Origin of the sequence: Streptomyces sp. NPDC058751 (assembly GCF_042746485.1) — a bacterium.
Taxonomy (GTDB): domain Bacteria; phylum Actinomycetota; class Actinomycetes; order Streptomycetales; family Streptomycetaceae; genus Streptomyces.
The window spans coordinates 53,786-76,813 of the sequence record NZ_JBHYPZ010000009.1; the positions used below are offsets into that span (position 1 = coordinate 53,786).

Sequence of the window (23,028 nt, forward strand, 5' to 3'; positions counted from 1 at the left end):
CGGGGCGGACCGGTCACATGTGGACGGTGCGGGATGTCCCGTCGGCAGTACGGGCCACGGTCCGCGGGACCGTGCCGGGAAGTGCCCGTGTCATGCCTGTCACGTCGACCGGCCCCTGCCGAAAAGGTGCTCGCCCGCCGGCTCCCCGGACGGCCGATGGCTCGACCGGAAAGTCAATTCGATGGCGCCTGATGGTAGTTCGCCGAGTCGACCAATAGGGAAAAGGCCGTACGGCCTTCGATTTCCCTCCTGTGGTGGGCATCCTCTGTTGGTCACCCCGGCTGGTCGGCCGCATGCGCAACGAGCTCGGTGGACCGGGGAACCGGCCGGGTGCGACCGCCTCCAGCTGCGCCAGACCAACGCCGAGGAGTAGCACGATGATCCCGTTGTCCTTCGCTCAGCGACGGCTGTGGTTCCTGCACCGTCTGGAGGGGCCGTCCGCGACGTACAACATCCCCTTCGCGCTGCGCCTGGAGGGGGAGCTGGACACGGAGGCCCTGGCCGCGGCGGTGACGGACGTCGTCTCCCGGCACGAGAGCCTGCGCACCCTGCTCGTGGAGAACGAGGACGGCGTTCCCGAGCAGCGCATCCTGCCCGCCGGGGAGGCGGAACCGCCGTTCCGGGTGGTCGGCGTGGCCGCGGACGCGGTGGACGACGCGATGCGCGAGGCCGTGCGTGCGGGGTTCGAGCTGGACAGGGACCTGCCCCTGCGGACCACCGTGTTCCGTGTCTCTCCGCTGGAACACGTGGTGGTGTTCGTGTTCCACCATGTCGCGGCGGACGGGGCGTCGATGGCGCCGTTCGTACGGGATCTGCTGTCCGCGTACGCGGCTCGCGGGCAGGGCACCGCGCCGGACTGGGCTCCGCTGCCGGTCCAGTACAAGGACTACACGGTGTGGCAGCGGCGGATGCTCGGCCACGAGGGCGACCCGGACAGCGTGGCCGCGGAGCAGCTGGAGCACTGGCGGAGCGAACTCGCCGGTGTGCCGCAGCCGGTACAGCTCCCGCTGGACCGGCCCCGGTCCGGCTCGGCCGGCCACCGCGGCGACGAGGTCATGTTCGAGCTGGAACCCGAGCTGCTGGCCGGGGTGCGGAAGCTGGCCGCCGAGCACGGCGCCACCGCGCCGATGGTCGCCCAGGCCGCACTCGCGGTACTGCTGCACCACCTCGGCGCCGGCAACGACCTGACCATCGGCAGCCCGATCGAGGGCCGCCCCGACGAACAGCTCGAGGACCTGATCGGGTACTTCGCCAACACCTGGGTGCTGCGCGTCGACCTGTCGCACAACCCCGCGTTCGGTGATCTGCTGGACCAGGTGCGGGAGCGGGCGCTCGCCGCGTACGACCACCAGGACGTCCCCTTCGAGCACCTGGTGGAGCTGCTCAACCCGGAGCGCACCACCGCCTACCAGCCGCTGTTCCAGGTGATGCTGGCCTGGCAGTTCGTGTGGCCGCGGATCGAGGTTCCGGGGCTGCGGGGCACCCTTGTCTGGCCGGGCACCGAGACGGCGAAGTTCGACCTGTTCCTCAACATCGTCCCCGACGCCTCCGGGCGGGCGTACGGACGCCTGGAGTACGCGACCGAGCTGTTCGACCACGCCACGGCCGAGAGCCTCGTCGACCGCTACGTGCGCGTGCTGCGGCAGGTGGTCGCCGATCCCGGGACGCGGCTCGGCGGGGTGGACGTGCTCACCGAGGACGAGCGGGTCCGGACGGCCCGGTCGAACGACACGGCCGCACCCGTCGAGGCCACGACGGTGCCGGAGCTGGTCGCCGACCGGGCGGCGCGGGTCCCGCACGCGACCGCCGTGGCGGACGGCCGCACCTCGCTGTCGTACGGGCTGCTGGAGGCCCGCGCGGGCCGGCTGGCCGCGGTGCTGCGCGAGCACGGTGTCGGACCGGACGTCCTGGTCGCCGTGGCCCTGCCCCGCTCCGCGGACCTGGCCGTCGCCCTGCTCGCGGTCCTCAAGGCCGGCGGCGCCTACCTGCCCGTCGACCCCGACCACCCCTCCGCACGCGTCTCCCTCCTGCTCGACACCGCCCGCCCGGCCCTGGTGCTCACCGACCACACCGCCGCGCACACCGTGGCCGGTCACCGAGCCCCGCTGCTGGACCTCGACGACCTGGACCTCGACCTGGACCTGGACGGCCCCGTCGTCGACGCCTCGACGGCCGGCGTCGGGCCCGACCACCTGGCGTACGTGATGTTCACGTCCGGTTCGACCGGCACCCCCAAGGGCGTCGCCCTCACCCACGCCGCCGTCGTCAACGGCGTACGGGACCTCGCCCGGCGCACCGGCGTCGAGGCCGGCTCCCTGATGCTGGCCGCGACCTCGGTGAACTTCGACGTCAGCGTCTTCGAGATCTTCACCGCGCTGACCGCCGGCGCGTGCGTCGAGATCGTCCGCGACGTCCTCGAACTCGCCGAGCGCGACACCTGGTCGGGCGCCACGGTCAGCGCCGTACCGGCCGTGTTCGCCGCCCTCCTCGACCAGCTCGCCACCGCCGACGACCCCGCGGCAGGCCCGCGCCTCGACGTGGACACCGTCGTGTTCGCCGGTGAGGCGCTCTCCGGCGACCTGGTCCGCAGGGTGCACCGGACGCTGCCCGGCACCCGCGTCGTCAACGCCTACGGCCAGACCGAGAGCTTCTACGCCTCCACCTTCACGGTCCCGCAGGAGTGGACCGGGACCGGCTCGGTGCCGGTGGGCACCCCGCTGGCCAACATGCGCGCCCACGTCCTCGGACCCGAACTGGCCCCCGTCGCACCGGGCGTGACCGGGGAGCTGTACGTGGCAGGACCGGTCGCCCGCGGCTACCACCGGAACGCCGCCGCCACCGCCGAACGCTTCGTCGCCTGCCCCTTCGGCCCGCCCGGCACCCGCATGTACCGCACCGGTGACCTGGCCCGGTGGGACGCCGACGGCCGGCTCCACCACGTCGGACGCGCCGACGACCAGGTCAAGGTCAACGGCATCCGCGTCGAACCCACCGAGATCGAGGCCGTCCTGACCCGGCACCCCGCGGTCAGCCGGGCGGTGGTCACGGTGTGCGAGGACCCCTCCGGCAGCAGGCGCCTCGTCGGTTACGTGGTGCCGGTCGACGGCGGTGCCGGCGACGGCGACTTCGCCCTGGACGCCGGCGTCTCGATGGCGGACCTGCGGCGGTTCACGGCCAGGCGGCTGCCCGACTACATGGTGCCCGCCCAGCTCGTGGTCCTCGACGGACTGCCGCTGACCGCCAACGGGAAACTGGACCGGGCGGCCCTGCCGGAGCCGCAGTTCGCGGGTACCGAGTACCGGGCGCCGCGCGGCGGGACGGAGCGGGTGCTCGCCGAGGTGTACGCCGACGTACTGGGCGCCGGGCCCGGACGGATCGGTGCCGACGACGACTTCTTCGCCGGCGGCGGGGACAGCATCCGTTCCATCCAGGTGGTGGCACGGGCCAGGGCACGCGGCGTCGTCGTCAGTACGCGGGAGATCTTCGAGCACCGTACGGTCGCCCGGCTCGCGGAGCTGGTCGAGGGCCGGGCCGAACAGGAGCGGGTGACGCTGGCCGAGCTGGAGGGCGGGGGCGTCGGCTGGGCGCCGCTGCCGCCGACGGCGGCGCACGTGCTCGCGCTGGGCGGCGGCATCGGACGGTTCTGCATGTCCGCGCTACTGACCCTGCCGGAAGGAATCGACCGCGCGGGACTGGTCGCCACCCTGCAAGCCGTCCTGGACCGGCACGACGTACTGCGTTCCCGGCTCGACCGGGCGCGGCCGGGCCTGCGGATGCGGCCGACGGGCGGTGTGGACGCCGGCCCGCTGGTGCGCGAGGTGGCCCGCGCCGGTGCCGACGTGCAGGCCGAGCTGGACGCGGCCGCGAGCCGCCTCGACCCGGACGCGGGGGTCATGGCGCAGTTCGTGTGGTTCACCCCCGACACGGGCTCAGGCACGGATACGGATACGGATACGGACCGGGATACGGCCACGGGCACGGGTACAGGTACAGGTGTCGGCGCAGACCCGGGCGCGGGTACCGGGCGACTGCTGATCGTGCTGCACCACCTCGTCGTCGACGGCGTGTCCTGGCGGATCCTGGTCCCCGACCTGGTGGCCGCCTGGCAGCGGGTCCGCTCCGGCACCGCCCCGCGACCGGCGGGGACGGGCACCTCGCTGCGCCGCTGGACGCACGCCCTGGCCGAGGAGGCCGCCCGTCCCGAGCGGGTCGCCGAACTGCCTCTGTGGCAGCGGATCCTGGAAGGCGACGAACCGGTCCTGGGCGCGCGGGAACCGGACGGCGCACGCGATGTCGCCGCCACCGTGGACACGGTGCGCGTCAGCGTCCCCGCCGACGTCACCGAGATCCTGCTCGACACGCTGCCCACGGTCTTCCGCGGCGGCGTCGACGACGGCCTGCTGACCGGCCTCGCCCTGGCCCTCGCGCGCTGGCGCCGGACCCGCGGCGTACCCGGAACCCCGGCGTCGTCGGCGCTGGTCCGGCTGGAGGGCCACGGCCGTGAGGAGCACCTGGTGCCCGGCGCGGACCTCTCCGGCACACTCGGGTGGTTCACCGCCATGTACCCGGTACGCCTGGACGTCACCGGCATCGACCTGACGGACGCCTTCGCCGGCGGTCCCGCCGCGGGGCAGGCGGTCAAGGCCGTCAAGGAACAGCTGCGCGCGGTACCGGACGCCGGTCTGGGCTACGGCCTGCTGGCCCGTCTCAACCCCGAGACCGCCGCCGTGCTGGCCGCGGCACGCCGTCCGCAGATCGGGTTCAACTACCTCGGCAAGACCTCCGGTACGGACATCCCCGAGGAACTGCGCGGCCTGGGCTGGGCCCCGGACACCACGCGCACCGACCTGATCGCCGCGCCCGACCCGGACATGGAGGTGCTGTCCGCGCTGGAGATCAACGCGGTCGCCGCCGACACCGGTGACGGCGAGGAACTGACCGCCTACTTCGGTTTCCCCACCGGCGTCCTCTCCCGCGACGAGGTGAGCGAACTGGCCGGTCTGTGGGTCCGTGCGCTGACCGCCCTGGCCCGGCACACCACCACCGACGGCGCCGGCGGACTGACCCCCGGCGACGCGCCCCTGGTCACGGTGGGCCAGCGCGAGATCGACACCTGGGAGGACCGCTTCGGCACGCTCGCCCAGGTATGGCCGGCCACCCCCGCGCAGTCCGGACTGCTGTTCCACGCGATGCTCGCCGGATCGTCCTTCGACGCCTACCACATGCAGTTGGTGTTCCACCTGTCCGGCGAGGTCGACCCGGAGCGGATGCGGCGGGCCGGACAGGCACTCCTGGACCGCCACCCCGCCCTGCGCGCGGCGTTCGTCGACCGGGCGGACGGTGATCTCGTCCAGGTGATACCGGAATCGGTGACGCTGCCGTGGCAGCACCTCGACCTGACCGCGGCCGAAGAGCCGCAGCGCACCGAGGAGTTCGAGCGCTTCCTCGACCGGGACCGGAGCACCTACTTCGACACGGACACCCCGCCGCTGATCAGGCTGGCGCTGGCCGTCCTCGAACCCGACCGGTCCGAACTCGTCCTGACCGCCCATCACGTGCTGTTCGACGGCTGGTCCACGCCGCTGCTGATGCGCGACCTGCTGCTGCTCTACGCCACCGACGGCGCCCCGGCCGCGCTCACCCCCGCCCGCGACTACGGCGACTTCCTCACCTGGCTCTCCCGGCACGACCACGAGGAATCCGCACGCGTGTGGGCGGCCGAGCTCGACGGCGTCCAGGAACCCACCCTGCTCGTGCCGCACGCGGGAACCCGGCACGATTCCGCGGGCATCGGAAACATCGAGGTGGCCTTCGAGGGCAGGCAGGGCTTGTCCCGACGGGCCGCGGAACTCGGCGTCACGCTCAACACCCTCGTGCAGGGTGCCTGGGCCGTTCTCCTCTCGCATCTCACCGGGCACTCCGACATCGTCTTCGGAGCCACGGTGTCCGGGCGCCCGCCCGCGGTGAAGGACGTCGACGGCATGGTCGGGCTGTTCATCAACACCATTCCCGTCCGGGTGCGCTGCGACGGGCAGACCACCTTCGCCGGCCTGCTCGAAGAGCTGCAGGACAGGCAGTCGGGCCTCCTTGACCATCACCAGCACAGCCTCGCGGAGATCCAGCAGGCCACCGGGCTGAGCACACTCTTCGACACGATGGTCGTGTTCGAGTCGTATCCCATCGACCGGGAGGCCATCGGCGAGGCCAACTCCTCGGCCGGTGTCGCCATCACCGGGCTGCGCCCGTTCGCGGGCTCGCACTACCCGGTCATCCTGGCCGCCGCGGCCGATCCGCAGCTCCAACTGGTCCTGCAGTACCAGAAGGACCTGCTGGACCACGACGCGGCGGCCGACATCGTCGCTCGGTTCGTGCGGGTGCTGGAGCAGGTCGCCGCCTCGCCCCGGGCCCCGCTCAGTGCGATCGACGTGCTGGGCCAGGAGGAGCGTGAGCGTCTGGTGCGGCAGGTCAACGACACCGCCCGCCCGGTCGCCGACACCACCCTGCCCGACGCCTTCGAGGCGCAGGTGGCCCGCACCCCGGACCGCATCGCGGTGATCGGCGAGCACGAGCGGCTGAGCTACGCCGAGTTCAACGCCCGCGCCAACCGACTGGCGCACTGGCTGATCGAGCAGGGCGCAGGTCCCGAGCAGCTGGTCGCCGTCAAGATCCCCCGCTCGGTGGACCTGCTGGTCGCGGTCTACGGCGTGGTCAAGGCCGGCGCCGCCTACGTGCCGCTGGACACCGAACTGCCCGAGGACCGCGTACGCCACGTCCTGGCGAGCGCGAAGCCGCTGCTGCTCCTGGACGGGACCCTGCCCGACGTGTCCGGCTACCCGGACACGAACCCGCGGCGGGACCTGTCGCCGGACAACGCCGCCTATGTCATCTTCACCTCCGGCTCCACCGGCGGCCCCAAGGGCGTCCCGGTGGCCCACCGCTCGATCACCAACCGGATCGCATGGGGCCTGGAACACTTCGCCGTCACGGCCGAGGACCGGATGCTGATGAGCACCTCGGCCAGCTTCGACGCCTCGGTGCCGGAGATGTTCTCCAACCTGCAGATGGGCGCCAGCGTCGTCGTCGCCAGCGCCGAGGGCCGCCGCGACCCCGCCTACCTCGCCGACCTGATCCACCGCGAACACGTCACCGCCGCGTTCTTCGTGCCCTCGCTGCTCTCCGCGTTCGTCACCGAACCCGCCGCCGCCACCTGCACCAGCCTGCGCTGGATCGAGGTCGCCGCCGAAGCCTTCCCCGCCGCCCTCGCCAACCGCTTCACCGACCTGCTCCCCGCCTGCGCCGCCCACAACCTCTACGGACCCACCGAGGCCACCGTCGAGGTCACCGGCTGGCAGCACGTCCCCGGCGCCGACCGCGTCCCCATCGGCACCCCCATCTGGAACAACCAGGTCTACATCCTCGACGCCGCGCTGCGCCCCGTCGCCCCGGGCGTGGCCGGCGAGCTCTACCTGGCGGGCACCTGCCTGGCCCGCGGCTACCTGGGCCAGAGCGGGCTCACCTCCGAGCGGTTCGTGGCCTGCCCCTTCGGCCCGGCCGGCGCCCGCATGTACCGCACCGGCGACCTGGTGAAGTGGAACAGGGACGGCCAGGTCGAATACCTCGGCCGCACCGACTCCCAGGTCAAGGTCCGCGGCTTTCGCATCGAACTCGGCGAGATCGAGCATGTGCTCAGCGGACATCCCTCGGTCGCGCAGGCCGCCGTCGTGGTCCGCGAGGACCAGAAGGGCGACCAGCGCCTGGTCGCCTACGTCGAACCCGACCCCGACGCCGCCGTCACCGATGCCGCCGCCCAGGTCGAGGAATGGCGCCACGTCTATGACGACACCTACACCGCTTCGGACGAAGTGACGTTGGGCGAGGACTTCCAGGGCTGGAACTCCAGTTACACCGGTGAGCCGATTCCGCTCGACCAGATGTGGCGGTGGCGGGACGCGGCGGTGGCCCAGGTGCTGCGGTTCGCCCCGCGCCGGGTGCTGGAGATCGGCGTGGGTTCCGGCCTGCTGCTGGCGAGGATCGTCGGAGAGGTGGAGGAGTACTGGGCCACCGACCTCTCGCCCACGGTCGTCGACCGGGTCAGGGCCCAGGCCGACGGAGCCGGACACGGCGGCCGGGTCCGGCTCCGTGCCCAGGCGGCCGACGACATCACGGGTCTGCCCCAGGGCACCTTCGACACCGTGATCATCAACTCGGTGGCGCAGTACTTCCCGAGCGCCGAGTACTTGGACCGGGTGCTGCGCCAGGCCATGCGACTCCTCGCCCCGGACGGCCGGCTGATCGTCGGTGACGTCCGCAACGCCGCCACCCAGCGGATCCTGGCCACCGCGGTCCAGGGGGCGGCGCACCCGCAGGCGTCCTCGGGCGAGGTGCGGACGCTGGCGGAGCAGGCGATGCTCGCCGAACGGGAGCTGGTGGTCGCTCCGGAGTGGTTCGCCGAGTGGGCACGGGAGCACGCCGGCGGGGTGGACATCCGGCTGAAGGCGGGGGAGGCGCACAACGAGCTGACCCGGCACCGCTACGAGGTCGTCCTGCACAAGGAACCGGCCGACGTCCTGGACCTGTCGGACGTGCCCGCGGTGGCGTGGGGCGGCGAGGTGTCCGGCCTCGCCCGACTGGCGGACCGCGTGGCGCGGGCGGGCGGCCCGCTGCGGGTGACCGGCATCCCCAACGCGCGCCTGACCGGGGAGGCCGCCGCGGCGAACCCCACCGGCGGCCGGGGCACGGTCGCCTCCTCCGGCGAGCCGCTCGATCCGGAGGACCTCGCCGCCTGGGCGCGGCGGCAGGGTCTGGACACGGTCCTCACCTGGTCGGGCGAGACCGTCCACTGCTTCGACGCGATCCTCTTGCCCGAGCAGCCCGAGCAGCCCGAGCAGCCCGAGCAGCCCGAGCAGCCCGAGCAGCCCGAGCGGAAGGGACGGAAGGGGCGGCGGCGGGCCGTCACCGGAGGGTTCGTTCCCAGCGGTGCGGTCGGCCGGATCCGGGTGAACGCCCCCGCGCTCGCCAAGGCGATCGGTCCGCTGCTGGCCGCACTGCCCGAGTACTTGCGCGAACGCCTCCCGGACTACATGGTCCCGGCCGCCGTCGTACCGCTCTCGCGGCTCCCGCTCACCCCGGCCGGCAAGATCGACCGACGGGCGCTGCCCGCGAAGCACACGACCACCGTGAGCGGCCAGGGGCCGCGCAACGCCCGTGAAGAGAAGCTGTGCGCCCTCTTCGGCGAACTGCTCGGCCTGGAGAGGGTCGGCGTCGACGACGACTTCTTCGCCCTCGGCGGGCACTCGCTCCTGGCCACCAGGCTGATCAACCGGGTCCGGGCCGAGACGGGAACGGAGATACCCATCCGCACGGTCTTCGACCTGCCGACGGTGGCCGCGCTCGCCGAGTGGGCGGACAGCACGGCCGCTCCGCGTCGGCTCCCGTTCGCGCGGCGCGACCGGACACGGCCGGACGCCGCGACTCCGCTGTCCTTCGCGCAACGCCGCATGTGGATCCTGCACCAACTCGACCGTGGCGCGGCCACCTACAACGTCTCCCCGGTGTTCCGGCTGACCGGGCCGCTGGACGAGGCCGCCCTGACCGCCGCGATCGGTGACGTGGTCGCCCGGCACGAGATCCTGCGCACCACGTACGTGACGGATGACGACGGCGAGCCTCGGCCGAGTATCCTCCCGGAGGCGCCGGTGCGGGTGCCGCTGGTCGACGTGGCGCCCGAGGACGAGTCCCGCGCGATCGACGAGGCCGTCGCGCACCGGTTCGACCTGGCGGTCGAAATACCTTTCCGGGCAACCCTGTTGCGCCGCTCTCCCGAGGAACACGTCCTGGTTCTGGTCGTCCACCACATCGCCACGGACGGCAGCTCGGGAGCGCCGCTGGCACGCGACCTGGCGGAGGCGTACAGCGCGCGTCTGGACGGTCGGGAGCCGCGGTGGGAGCCGTTGGCCGCGCAGTACAGGGACTACGCGCTGTGGCAGCGCGAGTTGCTCGGTGACGTGGCGGACCCGGACAGCCTGGCCGCGGCGCAGGCCGAGTACTGGCGCAAGGAACTGGACGGGGTGCCACAGCCGTTGAACCTTCCGCTGGACCGGCCGAGGCCCGCGGTGAGGGACTCCGAGGGCGACATGGTCGACATCGTGGTGGCACCGGAGCCGGTGGCCCGGCTGCGGAAGCTGGCCGACGAGCGCGGCATGACCCTGTCGATGGTCGTCCAGGCCGCGCTGGGCGTGCTGCTGAGCAGGCTGGGCGGCGGCGAGGACGTGGCGATCGGCAACCCGATCGCCGGCCGCACCGACGAAGGACTGGCCGACATGATCGGGTTCTTCGTCAACACCCAGGTGCTGCGGGTGGACCTCTCCGGCGACCCGTCGTTCGCGGACCTGCTCGTACGGGTGCGGGACAAGGCGCTGGCGGCCTACGAACACCAGGACCTGCCGTTCGAGATACTGGTCGAGGCCCTCGACCTGGAGCGCTCCGCGGCCTACCAGCCGCTGTTCCAGGTCATGTTCGCCTGGCAGAACTTCGAGAAGCGGGAGCTCGAACTCGGCGGACTGGGGGTGGAGTTCGAGCAGCACCTCACGCCCACCGCCCTGGCCGACCTGCAGTTCAGTCTCGCCGAGGACGGCTCGGGGGCGCTGCGAGGCGACCTCGTCTACGCGACCCGGCTGTTCGACCGGGGCACGGCCGAGGCCGTCGCCGCCGGATTCGTGTCGGTGCTGGAGCGGTTGGCCGCCGACCCGCGGTCGCCGGTCGGCGCGGTCGAGGTGCCGGAGGACCCACGAGCACTGCCCGCGCGGCGCGCCACCACCCGGAGCGGCCGTGGGCCGGGCAACTCCCACGAGGAGAAGCTGTGCGCCCTCTTCGGAGACCTGCTCGGCCTGGACGGGGTCGGCGTCGACGACGACTTCTTCGCGCTCGGGGGGAGTCTCCACCTGGCCACTCGCCTGAGCGTCCGCATCCTCGAGGAGTTCGGCGTCGACCTGCCCGTCGAGACGATCACCGACCATCCCACGGTGGCCGAACTGGGCGGGCTGGTGATCGTCGGCGGCACCCCGGACGACCAGAGCGACTCGTACGGGGTCGTACTGCCGTTGAACAGGGACCCCGGGACGGGCAAGCCGCCGGTGTGGTTCTTCCACGGGGGCGGCGGCCTGGGCTGGGCGTTCTTCACCTTCGCGCCGTACCTGCGGGACCGGGCGGCGTACTCCTTGCAGTCCCGCGGCTCCAACGGCAAGGACCCGCTGGCCGGTTCGGTGGAGGAGATGATCGACGACTACCTCGCCCAGATCCTCGCCGTCCAGCCGGAAGGCCCGTACCACCTGATCGGCTGGTCCTTCGGCGGCCCCGTCGTGCACGCCGCCGCGGCGGAACTGGACCGGCGCGGCCACCGCGTCGGCCTCGTGGCGGTCCTGGACGCCCCACCGGCGACCACCGCCCCGGACAGCCCGTTCAAGCAGGTGGCCGGCAGGACGGCGGCGATGTACCGGGGTGACGTCGAGGAGGTCTTCGGCCAGTACATGAACACCGACAACCTGGACGGCTTCCTGGAGGACATGTCGAAGGTCGGCGCCAACAACCTCAACAAGATGGCCGTCTTCGCGTCACCGGTCTACCGCGGGGACATCCTCTACTTCAACGCGAAGTCGGACAAGACCGACGGACAGTCGTCGTACGGGCCGCTGTGGAGGCCGTACGTCCTCGGTTCCGTCGAGGAGTACGACGTGGACGCCTCGCACCACGACCTGCACATGCCCAGGCCCGCGGGCCAGATCATGGAGGTGATCGCCCGCAAGCTGGCGCAGTGACCGGGAAGGCTCAGTGCTCGCAGAGGGAGAACTCCCGCTCGTAGAGCTGCTCGTTGTGCTCGTCGACGAAGAACTTGCGTTCCTTCATGAGCTGTTCGCGGTACTCCTCGGCCTGTTCGAGCGTCATGGTCGAGGTGTCCGACCACGGCTGCTGCGGCGGCACATCGGAGGTCGAGACGATCCTTTCCGACGGGTCGACCAGGAAGAACGCGAGAATCTTGCGATGTCCCGGGCGGGTCTCGTCCGCCAGGCGGAACGATCCGACGCGGTGCTGCAGGATGTTCGGGAACGCCAGGCAGCGGCCCGCCGGGGTCGCCGCCGATCCCAGCACCTGGTTCAGCGCGTCCTCGTCCTCCAGGCCGTAGACCTCGCGCAGACCGTTGTCGTCGTTCTGTTCGTAGTTCGGGTCGTCGAGCGCCGCCCGGAAACTCAGCCGGCTCTCGGTGATGTTCTCGCTGTCCCAGTAGTAGATGCCGGTCGAGACGATCCGCTCGTTCAGCATCCCCTCGACGTGCCAGGAGCCCCCGGCGTACTCGGGCTTGTCCGGGGTGAGATGAATGGTGGCGAGCTTGACGATGACCTGGAGACGGCTGCCGCGCAGGTCGACCCGGGCGGATCCGTCGGGTGACCCGGGCGGGGTGAAGGCCGGGGCGTCCGGGACGGCCGGGCGGCGGTTCTCCCACCAGTCGTCCTGAGCCGCTTCCCACACGCGGATGGCTTCCGTGTAGGCGTCGTCATCACCGTAGGAGGATTTGTCCGGATACTTCGGCTCCTCCGACCCGTACCACCCGTAAGGATCGGCCTCGATCCGCAGGGGCCGCGGATGACGCAGATCGGTCAGCACGTTCTCCAGCAGGGGGCGCATGCGCGCGAACAAGTCCGGCAGGACGGAGGCCAGTTCGCCGTGAGTCTCGGGGTGGACGTTGTTGACGTACGAGCGGAAGGCGACATCGCCGTCGTCACTGACGTCGACGTCCGTGGGCAGCCACTGGAACTTCTCCGAGAATTCGTACTTCGAGTAGCGGTTCGTCGGGTTCTGCCAAGCGTGCTCGGGTGCGCCGCTCGCTTCTTTCACCAGACAGAACAGTGAGGGATGGACCAGGTCCAGCACCTGGCCGTCGGATCCGGGATGCCAGTCCTTCTCCGCCTCGGGGACCTCCTCCAGAACCCGGACCGCCTCGCGCAGCCGGGACGCGAGCTCGTCGTCGACCAGTGTGTCCGACTGCCACACCCCGTCGACGGCGGACACCTCGACGCCGGTTCGTCCGTCCCGCAGCGCGGCGTAGTGCGCGAGTTCGTCGAGCACGTAACGGACCTGGGCTTCGGTGAGGCCCTGGGCGACCGCCTCCTGTGTCCACCTGGCCACGATGCCGGCGTCGTTCATCTTGTCGAACCATCCGGGCTTCGCCCTGATGTGTGAACTGCACTCCATCATCTGGAGTTCCCGCAGCGTTCGCGGCGTCGCGAACGATATGGAACGGGAAGCGTGAAAGGGCAGGGGAAAAGCAGTCAGGTCAGTCAATTCTCTCGGTCTTCCCGGTCGGTGTGCGGTGGTGGGAAGGCTACTTCAGCGGACTGACAACGCAGCCCTGTCCGGGGTCCCGGGAACTCGCCCGGGACCGGCGCGGACCGACGGGATCTCCTTCGTTTCCGACGTCGTGCCGGGGGACGGCCGTGGGTTCAGTTCCCCAGGGACGACAAGGCCGCCGCCACTCTTTCGGAGGCCTCCGGCGGGGTCGAGGCGTGAGGGGAGAAGCGGAGCGAGTCGGCGCGCACCGTCGGGGTGACGCCCTCGGAGTGCAGGGCCTTCGCGACGACCGACGGATCGTGGTCCGGCATCGTGAAGGAGAGGATGCCGGCGCGGCGCGCCGGGTCGGCGGGGGAGAGCACACGGCCGCCGTGTTCCGCGACGGTCTCGGTGAGTTCGGCGATCCGCTCCGCGACGGCGGCCTCGATCGCCGCGACCGTGTGCCGCTCCACGAGGTCCAGCGCGGCGGCGAACGCGGCGGCCGTCACCGGACTGAGGTTGGTGATCGACCACCGCTGCGCGTCCGCCGCGGGCGGGTGTTCCGCCCCGTCGAAGAGGCCGACGTCCTTGACCCCCGTCCAGCCGGTGAGGACCGGCTCCAGGGACTCCAGCGCGCGGTCGGACAGGGCCGCGAAGCCGGTGGCCCAGCCCGCGCGCAGCCATTTCTGGCCGCCCGCCACCACCACGTCGGCCGCGTCCCAGTCCATCGCGGCCACGCCGAACGCCTGGATGGCGTCCACGATCAGCAGCCGGTCCGGTCCGATCGCCTCGCGCAGCGCCGCGAGGTCGGTGCGGAATCCCGTACGGAAGTCCACCGCGCTGACGGACACGGCGACGACGTCCTCGGTCAGCGCGGCACGGACCAGTTCGGGGGTGACCCCGCCGCCGGGCACCGGGTCGAGCCAGCGCGGCGTGGCCCGGCCCAGGCCGGCGGTGCGGCGCCAGGGATAGTGGTTGGCGGGGAAGTCGGTGCGTGGCGCGAGGACCACGCCCTCCGGGATGCCGAGGGCGGCGTGGAACAGGCCGGTGGAGGCGTTCGGGAGCAGCACGGTGTGCCGGCCGTCGGTGCCCGCGAGACGCGCGGCCGTGTCCCGTGCGAGCGTTTCCGCGCGCATCAGGCCGTCCACGGTGGTGTGACCGGCGCGCGCGGACTCCTCCATGGCGCGTGCGGTGGCGGCCACGGCGTCCCTCGACGGGGGACCGAACCGTGCGAAGTCGAGGTACCCGGCGGGTGTGTCGAAGTGGGCTGCGTACGACGTGAGCACGGGACTCGTCCTTCCGGGACGGTAAGGGTCGGTCGAGGCCGGCCAGGTGTGAAGGCGGCCTCGTCGGGAGAGCGGTGCCGCGGGCTCGACGGGCCGGCGTCCGTTCCGCGCGGTCCCGGGCGCGTCTCCACCCGCTCGCACGGTACGCGTCGCACCCCGCGCGGACCTGACCGGGGTGTCGGCACCCGGCTGCCGCGCCCAGGTGACGACTTCACGGGAAAGAGGACGGCCGGGCACCTCTGGAGGTACCCGGCCGTCCCGTCGGCCGGAGCCGGAGCCGGAGCCGGAGCCGGAGCCCGCCCCGGGGCTGGGCTCAGTGACCCGCGGATTCCTCGGGCCGTGCGTGCCGCGGCAGCAGGAAGGCCAGCAGGAACGTCAGCGCCAGCATGCCGCCGACGATCCAGAGCACCGTCTGCATGACGGACCCGAAACCGCTCCGGAAGGCCGACGAGGCCGTGTCCCGCAGCGCGGCGGGTATCCGGGCGCCGGCCTCGGGCGAGGTCACGGCGGACCGGGTGTCCTTCTCCAGGCGCGCGCAGGACGCCGGGGTCGCGGCGGGATCCTTGGCGGTGGCGCGATCGGAGGCGCAGGTGCGCAGGTCCGCCACGATACGGTCCTGGGCCGCGGGCGCGACGTGCGCGGCGGTCAGCTGTCCGCGCAGGTGCTCCGAGCGGTGGTCGACGGCGGCGGCGATCCCGCCGCCCAGCAGACCGAAGAACACCGTGCCGAGGACGGCCACGCCGAAGGCGCCGCCGAGCTGCTGGACCGCGGTCATCGTGCCGGACGCCGAACCCGTCTCGTGCTGCTCCACGCTGGCGAGCACGATGTCGAAGAACGGGGCCATGAGCAGGCCCATCCCGATGCCCGTGACGAGCAGCGACGGCAGGAGCTGCCAGGGGCCGACGCCGGACCCCACCTGGTCGAGGGTCAGCCACACGCCGAAGACCCCGAGCGCCATGACCAGCGCGCCCGCCTGGAGCACGGTCCGGCCGAACCGGACCACGGCCTGGGCGACACCGAAGCCGACGATCATGCCGCCCGACCAGGGCACCATCACCAGGCCCGCCTTGAGCGGCGAGTAGCCGAGGCCGATCTGGGTGTAGAGGTTGAAGACGAGCATGAAGCCCTGCATGGCCGAGAAGAAGACCAGCCCGAGGACCATGCCGCCGCTGAAGCCGCGCTTGCGGAAGAGGCTCGGGACGACCAGCGGGTCCTGGCCGGCCCTGCTGCGGCGCGACTCGTACAGGGCGAAGGCGGCGAAGACGACGGCGGAGGCGCCCATCATCACGAACGTCCACGCGGGCCAGTCGTACTCACGGCCCTGGACCAGCGGGAAGATGAGGAGCAGCGCGGCCAGGGAGACCAGGATCATGCCGGGGATGTCGAGGCGCGGCTTGCTCTCGGACCGGCCCCTCGGCAGGAAGCGCACGGCGCCGAGGATCGCCGCGGCGCCCAGCGGCAGGTTGATGAGGAAGATCATGCGCCAGCCGGTGCCGAAGTAGTCGGCGTCGACCAGCCAGCCCGCCAGGATCGGCCCGCACACCGCGGACAGGCCCATGACCGGCCCGAACATGCCGAAGGCCTTCTGCGACTCCTTCGGCGGGAACATCTCCTTGATCATGCCAAGGCCCTGCGGCAGCATCACGGCGCCGAACAGCCCCTGGACGACCCGCGCTCCGATCAGCATGCCGGGGGACACGGAGATCGCGCACAGCAGCGAACCCACGGTGAAGCCGGCGGCTCCCACCAGGAACATCGTGCGGCGCCCGTGGATGTCCCCGAGCCGTCCTCCGGTGACGAGCCCGACGGCCATCGAGAGGGTGTAGGAGGCGGCGAGCCACTGCAGCGTGGAGGCGTTGCCGCCGAGGTCGGCCCGCATGGAGGGGCCGGCGATGTTCGTGACGACGGCGTCGATGAGGTCCATCACCTCTGCCGCGAGGATCACGAACAGCGCAGCCCAGCGCCACCGGTAGGGCGCTGGTGAGTCGATGGGCGTCTCGGTGGACGCGACACCGGTGGTGGACATCGGGAACTCCTCGTGAAGAGGCCGCACCGGGGTACGACCGGGTGCGGTGGGACGGATGGGTGAGACTGCCCGGCTCCGCCGTCACGGAGGGAGAAGCAGGGGACGAGACGCCGGAGAACGCTGTTCACCGTAACAGAACACTGCTCATCTAGAGAACGACGTTCATCAAGATATAGCGCAACTTCGCGACGGCGACAAGATATATCGCGTTGGGCTGGGGTGAACGACGCTCTCCGCGAGAGAACACTGATCTCCGGCGCCTAGACTGTGGTCATGAGCGACGCGGCCGCCGGCACCCCCGAACCACCCCCGCCGTCCCCCTGGGAGCGCGAGCGTCCCGCGCGCGTCCGTGCCACCCCGGCGCGCGAGCCGCTGTCGCGCGAACGCATCGTCGAGGCCGCCTTCGTGGTGCTCGACCGGTCCGGTCTCGACAAGCTGTCCATGCGTCAGGTGGCGGCCGAACTGGAGGTCGCGGTCTCCGCCCTCTACGCCTACGTCCGCTCCAAGGACGACCTCCTGGAGCTGATGTACACCCGGCTGTTCGCCGACTTCGAGCTGCCCGAACCCGACCCGGAGCGGTGGCGGGAGCAGGTGCGGGACTACGCGCGCTCCTGGCGGTGGCGTCTGCTCTCCCACCGCGACATGGCCAGGATCTCCATGGCGCACGTCCCCTTCACCGCGGAACTGCTGCCGTACGTCGAGTCGTTGCTCGCGATCTTCCGCACCGCCGGGCTGCCCGACCGCATCGCGGCGGAGGCCGGGGACCTCATCTCCACCTACATCGACGGGTTCGTCCTGGAGGAGGGCATGTGGCAGGACCGGGCCGCCGAGCAGGCCGGCAGCGGATCCCTGGCCCGCCCCGACTGGCGCGAGATGGCCGACGAGATGCAGAACTACTTCGCGTCCCTGCCCGAAGCGGACTTCCCCCATCTGCGGGCCCTGTCCGGGGCGATGGTGACGGAGTCCTCCGACGAGAGGTTCGACATCGGTCTGGAGATCATCCTGCGCGGCCTGGCGAGCTATCTCCCGGACGGGAGGGCCTGAGCCCGGGGCGGGCCGGCGCGGACCCGTCCCGTCCCGCTCGGCTCAGTTGTTCCAGCTCTCGTCGTACGGATCGCGCGGCGCCTGGGCCGGTCTCGACGAAGTGACGTCGAGGTACGGGACGACGCCGCCGTTGACCGGGTCCGTCGTGCGCCTGGCGGTGTAGCGGCCGGTGACCTCCAGCCAGGTGTCGGGCCGCAGGACGGGCGGAGTCCGCCCAGACAGGCCGATCTTGACCGGCTGGGCGTCCGCGGCACAGCAGTTGAGGGCCATGCGGACGAGGTACGGGGTGCCGGCGCGGTCGAGCGCGACGAATCCCGTGACCTTGACCTGCCGGCCGCCGAGGGAACGGCCGTGGCCGTACGCCGCCCTGCCCGCGTAGTCGACCAGGCCCAGGGTGACGGGGTCACCCGCGGGCAGCTCGGCGTAGCCGAGGGGCGCCTGCAGCGCCGTGCCGGTGCGCATCGCGCTGTACGAGCCGAGCGCGGGCGGGGCGACCAGGATGAGCGCGAGCAGCGGGAGGACGAGCAGCCACGAGATGCGCGGCTCGCGATGCCCGTGTCCATGCCCGTGCCCGTCGTCGTCCGTTCCCGCGAGTCCGGGCCCGGCGTCGCGCCCGTGTACGTCGCCGTCCGCGGGTCCGTCCGTGTCCGCGCCCCCGTGCCCCGTGTCGCCGGACCCGTCCGCGGAGGTCTTCCGGTGTTCGCGTATCTCGTACCAGACCGTGGCGAGGGCCGTGACGACGAGCACCGCGCCGGCCACGAGCAGCAGGGGCCGCAACCCGGCCTTCACGTACCGCAGATAGAGGTCCGTGACGCCCGCGTGCAGCACCGCGGCGCCGACGAGGAAGAGCACGGCTGCCTGTGCCTGCCGGTTCACAGGATCACCGCCCCGGTCAGTACGGACATCAGGATCGCCAGGGCGAAGGTGGCGGGCGCGAACCGTGACGCGAAGCCGCGGCCGAACGTGCCGACCTGCATGGCGAAGAGCTTCAGGTCGATCATCGGGCCGACGACCAGGAACGCCAGCCGGGCGGTGAGCGAGAACTGGGTCAGCGAGGCGACCACGAACGCGTCGGCCTCGGAGCAGATCGACAGCAGGACGGCCAGGACCGCCAGGGCCAGGACGGCCACCACCGGGTTTCCGGCCGCGGCGCGCAGCCAGTCCGCCGGTACGACGGCCTTGAGGGTGGCGGCGGCCATCGCGCCCAGCACGAGGAAACCGCCCGCGTGCATGATGTCGTGCCGCACCGACCCCCAGAACGCGGCCCCCCTGCCGAGGCCGTCGTGCGCGGGGCGGGCCGGCGGGCGCAGCCAGTCGGCGCGGCCGAGGCGCTGCCACAGCCAGCCCATCGCGCAGGCCACGAGGAGACTGGCCACGAAGCGGGCGAGGACCATCTCCGGGTTCCGGGGGAAGGCGACGGCGGTCGCGGTCAGCACGATCGGGTTGATCGCCGGGGCGGACAGCAGGAACGCCAGGGCCGCGGCCGGAGTGACGCCGCGGCGGACCAGCGCCCCGGCGACCGGTACGGAGGCGCACTCGCAGCCGGGCAGGACGGCCCCGGCCATCCCGGCGACCGGCACCGCGAGGGCCGGCCGCTTCGGCAGCGCGCGGGCGAAGAACGAGGGCGGGACGAACACCGCGATGACCGCGGACAGCAGGACGCCGAGAACGAGGAAGGGCAGGGCCTGGACCACCACCGCGACGAACACGGTCATCCAGCTCTGCATCACCGGTGCGGCCAGCACCCCGCGGATCGGCCCCTGTGCCGCGACGACCAGCAGCAGGAGCATGGTCAGGGCGAGCGGGGAGTCGAGGTTCCAGCCCTGCCGGTCCTCCTCGTCCCGTCGCCGGGCCGGCGGCGGGGCTTCCTTGGTGACGGTCACGCTCGAGGTACCTCCGGTCGGGGAAGGGCGCGGCTGCGGATGCCCTTCCGCCTTGAGTACGCCGGCCCGGCCACAGCTTCTCACCGGGCGACCAGGGCATTGCCCGCGCCCGGGAGTTTCTTGACCTCGGCCTGACCAGGGGCGGGCGGCGCTCACCGGGCGCCGCGGTCCTCCTCTCGGGGTGGGGTGCGGGTGCGCACCGAGCGCGACGGCCGTCGTCACATCCCTTTACGTGGCTGTCATGGACCTGTAGCTTCCGGGCCGCAAGTCCTTTCAGGAACTTGCCGGTTCTTCTTGCAAGGCAACTCCCCCTCCCCGCACCCGCATTGGAGCCGCCCCATGAACCGCGTACGCCGACGTCCGCCCACGAGAGCCCTGGTGGCGCTCCTGGCGGTGACCGGAATGTTCGGACTGACCCCGCCCGACGCCGGGTCCGTCCCCATGGAGAGCACGGCCGCCACCTCCACGACGGCGACCGTCTTCTACTACACGAAGACCAAGAACTGGCCGACCACCTACCTCCACTACGCCCCGGACGGCGGGTCCTGGACCACCGTGCCCGGCACGCAGATGGAGGCGGCCTGCACGGACTGGGTGAAGAAGACCGTCGACCTCGGCTCGGCCACCGGGCTGCAGGCGACCTTCAACAACGGGAGCGGCACCTGGGACAACAACGGCGGCGGCAACTACGCGCTGGGCACCGGCACCATCACCGTCAAGGACGGTGTCATCGCCCACAGCGACCCGTGCGCCGACACCGGCACGGGCACCGGCAACCAGGCGACCGTGTACTACTCCACCGCCACCTCCGGCTGGACCACGGCCAACATCCACTACGCCCCCACGGGCGGCTCCTGGACGACGGCCCCCGGCGTCGGCATGGAGAGCGCCTGCACCGGATGGTGGAAGAAGACCCTCGACATCGGGACGGCGACCTCGCTCAAGGCGGCCTTCAACAACGGCAACGGCGTCTGGGACAACAACAACAGCGCCGACTACGCGATCCCGTCCGGCACCACGACCGTGAAGGACCGGACCGTCACCGCCGACGCCAAGGACCCCTGCGCGGCCCAGACGCCCGACACCCAGGCGCCGACCACGCCCGGCGGGGTCGAGGCGACGGCCACCAACACCTCGGTGGTGGTGAGCTGGGATCCCGCCACCGACGACACCGCCGTGACGAAGTACCAGCTCACGCGCACGGGCGGTACGAAGGGCACGGTCGTCACCGACGTCGGCTCGACGGTGTACTCCGACACGGGGCTGGAGGAGAAGACGGCCTACACCTACACGGTGAAGGCCGTCGACGCGGCAGGGAACACCTCGCCCGCCTCCGCCGCGGCCACCGTCACGACCGGGGAGAAGGCTCCCGCGCCGGCCGCGGGGACACCGCTCGGCACCGACCCGCGCAAGGACCCCATCTACTTCGTCCTCACCGCCCGCTTCTACGACGGCGACAGCTCCAACGACCGCGGCGGCAGCCAGCACGTCAAGTCGGGCAACGCGGCGGGCAACGACCCCATGTTCCGCGGTGACTTCAAGGGCCTGGTCGACAAGCTCGACTACGTCAAGGCGCTCGGCTTCTCGGCCGTCTGGATCACCCCGGTCGTCCTCAACCGCTCGGACTACGACTACCACGGCTATCACGGCTACGACTTCTACAAGGTCGACCCGCGCCTGGAGTCGGCCGGCGCCTCCTACCAGGACCTGATCAACGCGGCCCACGCCAAGGGCATGAAGATCTACCAGGACGTCGTCTACAACCACAGCTCCCGCTGGGGCGCCAAGGGCCTGTTCACCCCGAAGGTCTACGGCGTGCGCGACTCCCAGTGGAGCTGGTACTACGACGAGAAGAACGACGGCTTCGAGTACGACGGCCTGACCGTCGAGCCCAAGTCCGGGAAGTCGTACTACAACGGCGACCTGTGGTCGACCGCCGAACCCACCGGCAACACCTGTGTCAACTGGGGCAAGCCCACCGGAGGCAAGAGCGCCGAGGGCTACACCCTGTACAACTGCCAGTGGCCGAGCCCCACTTCGGGCATGTTCCCGAAGGCGTACTACCACCAGTGCTGGATCGGCAACTGGGAGGGCGAGGACTCGCGTTCGTGCTGGCTGCACGAGGACCTGGCCGACTTCGACACCGAGAACGCCACCGTCCAGAACTACCTGATCGGCGCCTACGACAAGTACATCGACATGGGCGTCGACGGGTTCCGCGTCGACACGGCCGTCCACATCCCGCGCGTCACCTGGAACCGCCGCTTCCTGCCCGCCATCTACGACCGGGTCACCCGGAAGTTCGGCACGGAGGCGGCGAAGAACTTCTTCGTCTTCGGCGAGGTGGCCGCCTTCGTCAACGACAAGTGGAACCGCGGATCGGTGAACCACTCCGCGCAGTTCTACACCTGGAAGGAACGCAAGGACTACAGCGCCGACGACGAGACGGCCGCCATCGAGCAGTACGACTACGAGGAGCAGCTCGGCACCGGCAACCAGCCCACCTCCACCAACGCCTTCCTGAGCGGCAACAGCTACCACACCCCGGACCACAGCCGGTTCTCCGGCATGAACATCATCGACATGCGCATGCACATGAACTTCGGTGACGCGCAGAACGCCTACGGCAACGGCAAGGACTCCGACGACTCCGTCAACGACGCCACGTACAACGTCGTCTACGTCGACAGCCACGACTACGGCCCGAACAAGTCGAGCAACCGCTACAGCGGCGGCACCGACGCCTGGGCCGAGAACATGTCCCTGATGTGGACCTTCCGCGGCATCCCCACGCTCTACTACGGATCGGAGATCGAGTTCCAGAAGGGCAAGCAGATCGACTGCGGCCCGACCTGCCCGCTGGCGACCACCGGGCGCGCCTACTACGGCGACCGTCTCGCCGGCAGCGTCACGGCCTCCGACTTCGGCAAGGCCGACTCCGCGAGCGGCGAGGTCGCCACGACCCTCGCGCAGCCGCTGGTCAAGCACCTCCAGCGGCTCAACCAGATCCGCCGGGCGATCCCGGCCCTGCAGTCGGGCCAGTACTCGACCGACGGCATCAGCGGCTCGATGGCCTACAAGCGCCGCTACACCAGCGGGTCGACCGACAGCTTCGCCCTCGTCACGGTCACCGGCGGCGCGACCTTCACCGGCGTACCGAACGGCACGTACACGGACGCCGTCACCGGTGACGTGAAGACCGTCTCCGGCGGCACCCTGTCGGTGTCCGCGCCCGGCAAGGGGAACCTGCGGGTCTACGTCCTGAACGGTCCCGGCAGGATCGGGACCGACGGCCCCTACCTCAAGTAGTCCGCCACCTGCGGACAGCCACGGGAACGGCGGTCGCCGCCGTCCCGCCCGGGCGCCCCACACCCGGGCGGGACGGAGCGGCCGCCGCCACCGCGGCCGGCGGGGAGCCGGGATGAATGGCGTGGGGAGCGTTGGGTACGTGACCGTCGACACGCCCGGG

At 71.5% G+C, this 23,028-nt stretch carries 8 protein-coding genes; 3 read left to right on the forward strand and 5 right to left on the reverse strand.

Annotated elements, in window-relative coordinates; translation table 11 throughout:
- Window positions 1–377 precede the first annotated feature (377 nt).
- Window positions 378–11,813: an amino acid adenylation domain-containing protein gene (locus tag ACFW6B_RS11130; protein WP_386594405.1), complete on the forward strand. Its 11,436-nt coding sequence runs from the start codon at window positions 378–380 to the stop codon at window positions 11,811–11,813.
- Between the two features lie 10 nt (window positions 11,814–11,823).
- Here ACFW6B_RS11130 and ACFW6B_RS11135 read toward each other — a convergent pair whose 3' ends face one another.
- From ACFW6B_RS11135 to ACFW6B_RS11145, 3 genes are all read right to left on the reverse strand, one after another.
- Complete coding sequence (locus ACFW6B_RS11135; protein WP_386594407.1) at window positions 11,824–13,335, reverse strand: DUF4246 domain-containing protein; 1,512 nt, start codon at window positions 13,333–13,335, stop codon at window positions 11,824–11,826.
- 158 nt (window positions 13,336–13,493) lie between these two features.
- Window positions 13,494–14,606, reverse strand: coding sequence for an aminotransferase class V-fold PLP-dependent enzyme (locus ACFW6B_RS11140; protein ID WP_386594409.1), 1,113 nt, complete (start codon window positions 14,604–14,606; stop codon window positions 13,494–13,496).
- A 313-nt stretch (window positions 14,607–14,919) separates the two neighbouring features.
- The gene (locus ACFW6B_RS11145) at window positions 14,920–16,632 is read right to left on the reverse strand and encodes an MFS transporter (protein WP_386594411.1); all 1,713 of its coding nucleotides are present in this window, start codon (window positions 16,630–16,632) and stop codon (window positions 14,920–14,922) included.
- Between the two features lie 273 nt (window positions 16,633–16,905).
- Between ACFW6B_RS11145 and ACFW6B_RS11150 the strand changes: the two genes are divergently transcribed.
- Window positions 16,906–17,676: a TetR/AcrR family transcriptional regulator gene (locus ACFW6B_RS11150; RefSeq protein WP_386594413.1), complete on the forward strand. Its 771-nt coding sequence runs from the start codon at window positions 16,906–16,908 to the stop codon at window positions 17,674–17,676.
- Window positions 17,677–17,718: 42 nt separating this feature from the next.
- Here ACFW6B_RS11150 and ACFW6B_RS11155 read toward each other — a convergent pair whose 3' ends face one another.
- Window positions 17,719–18,552 (reverse strand): TIGR03943 family putative permease subunit, encoded by an 834-nt coding sequence (locus ACFW6B_RS11155; RefSeq protein ID WP_386594414.1) that lies wholly within the window; start codon window positions 18,550–18,552, stop codon window positions 17,719–17,721.
- Window positions 18,549–19,559, reverse strand: a complete 1,011-nt coding sequence (locus ACFW6B_RS11160; protein ID WP_386594417.1) for a permease — start codon at window positions 19,557–19,559, stop codon at window positions 18,549–18,551. The genes ACFW6B_RS11155 and ACFW6B_RS11160 overlap by 4 nt, the downstream gene beginning before the upstream one ends.
- Window positions 19,560–19,961: 402 nt before the next feature.
- Between ACFW6B_RS11160 and ACFW6B_RS11165 the strand changes: the two genes are divergently transcribed.
- Entirely contained in the window at window positions 19,962–22,868 is a 2,907-nt protein-coding gene (locus ACFW6B_RS11165; protein WP_386594648.1) for a carbohydrate binding domain-containing protein, read from the forward strand.
- Window positions 22,869–23,028: the final 160 nt, after the last annotated feature.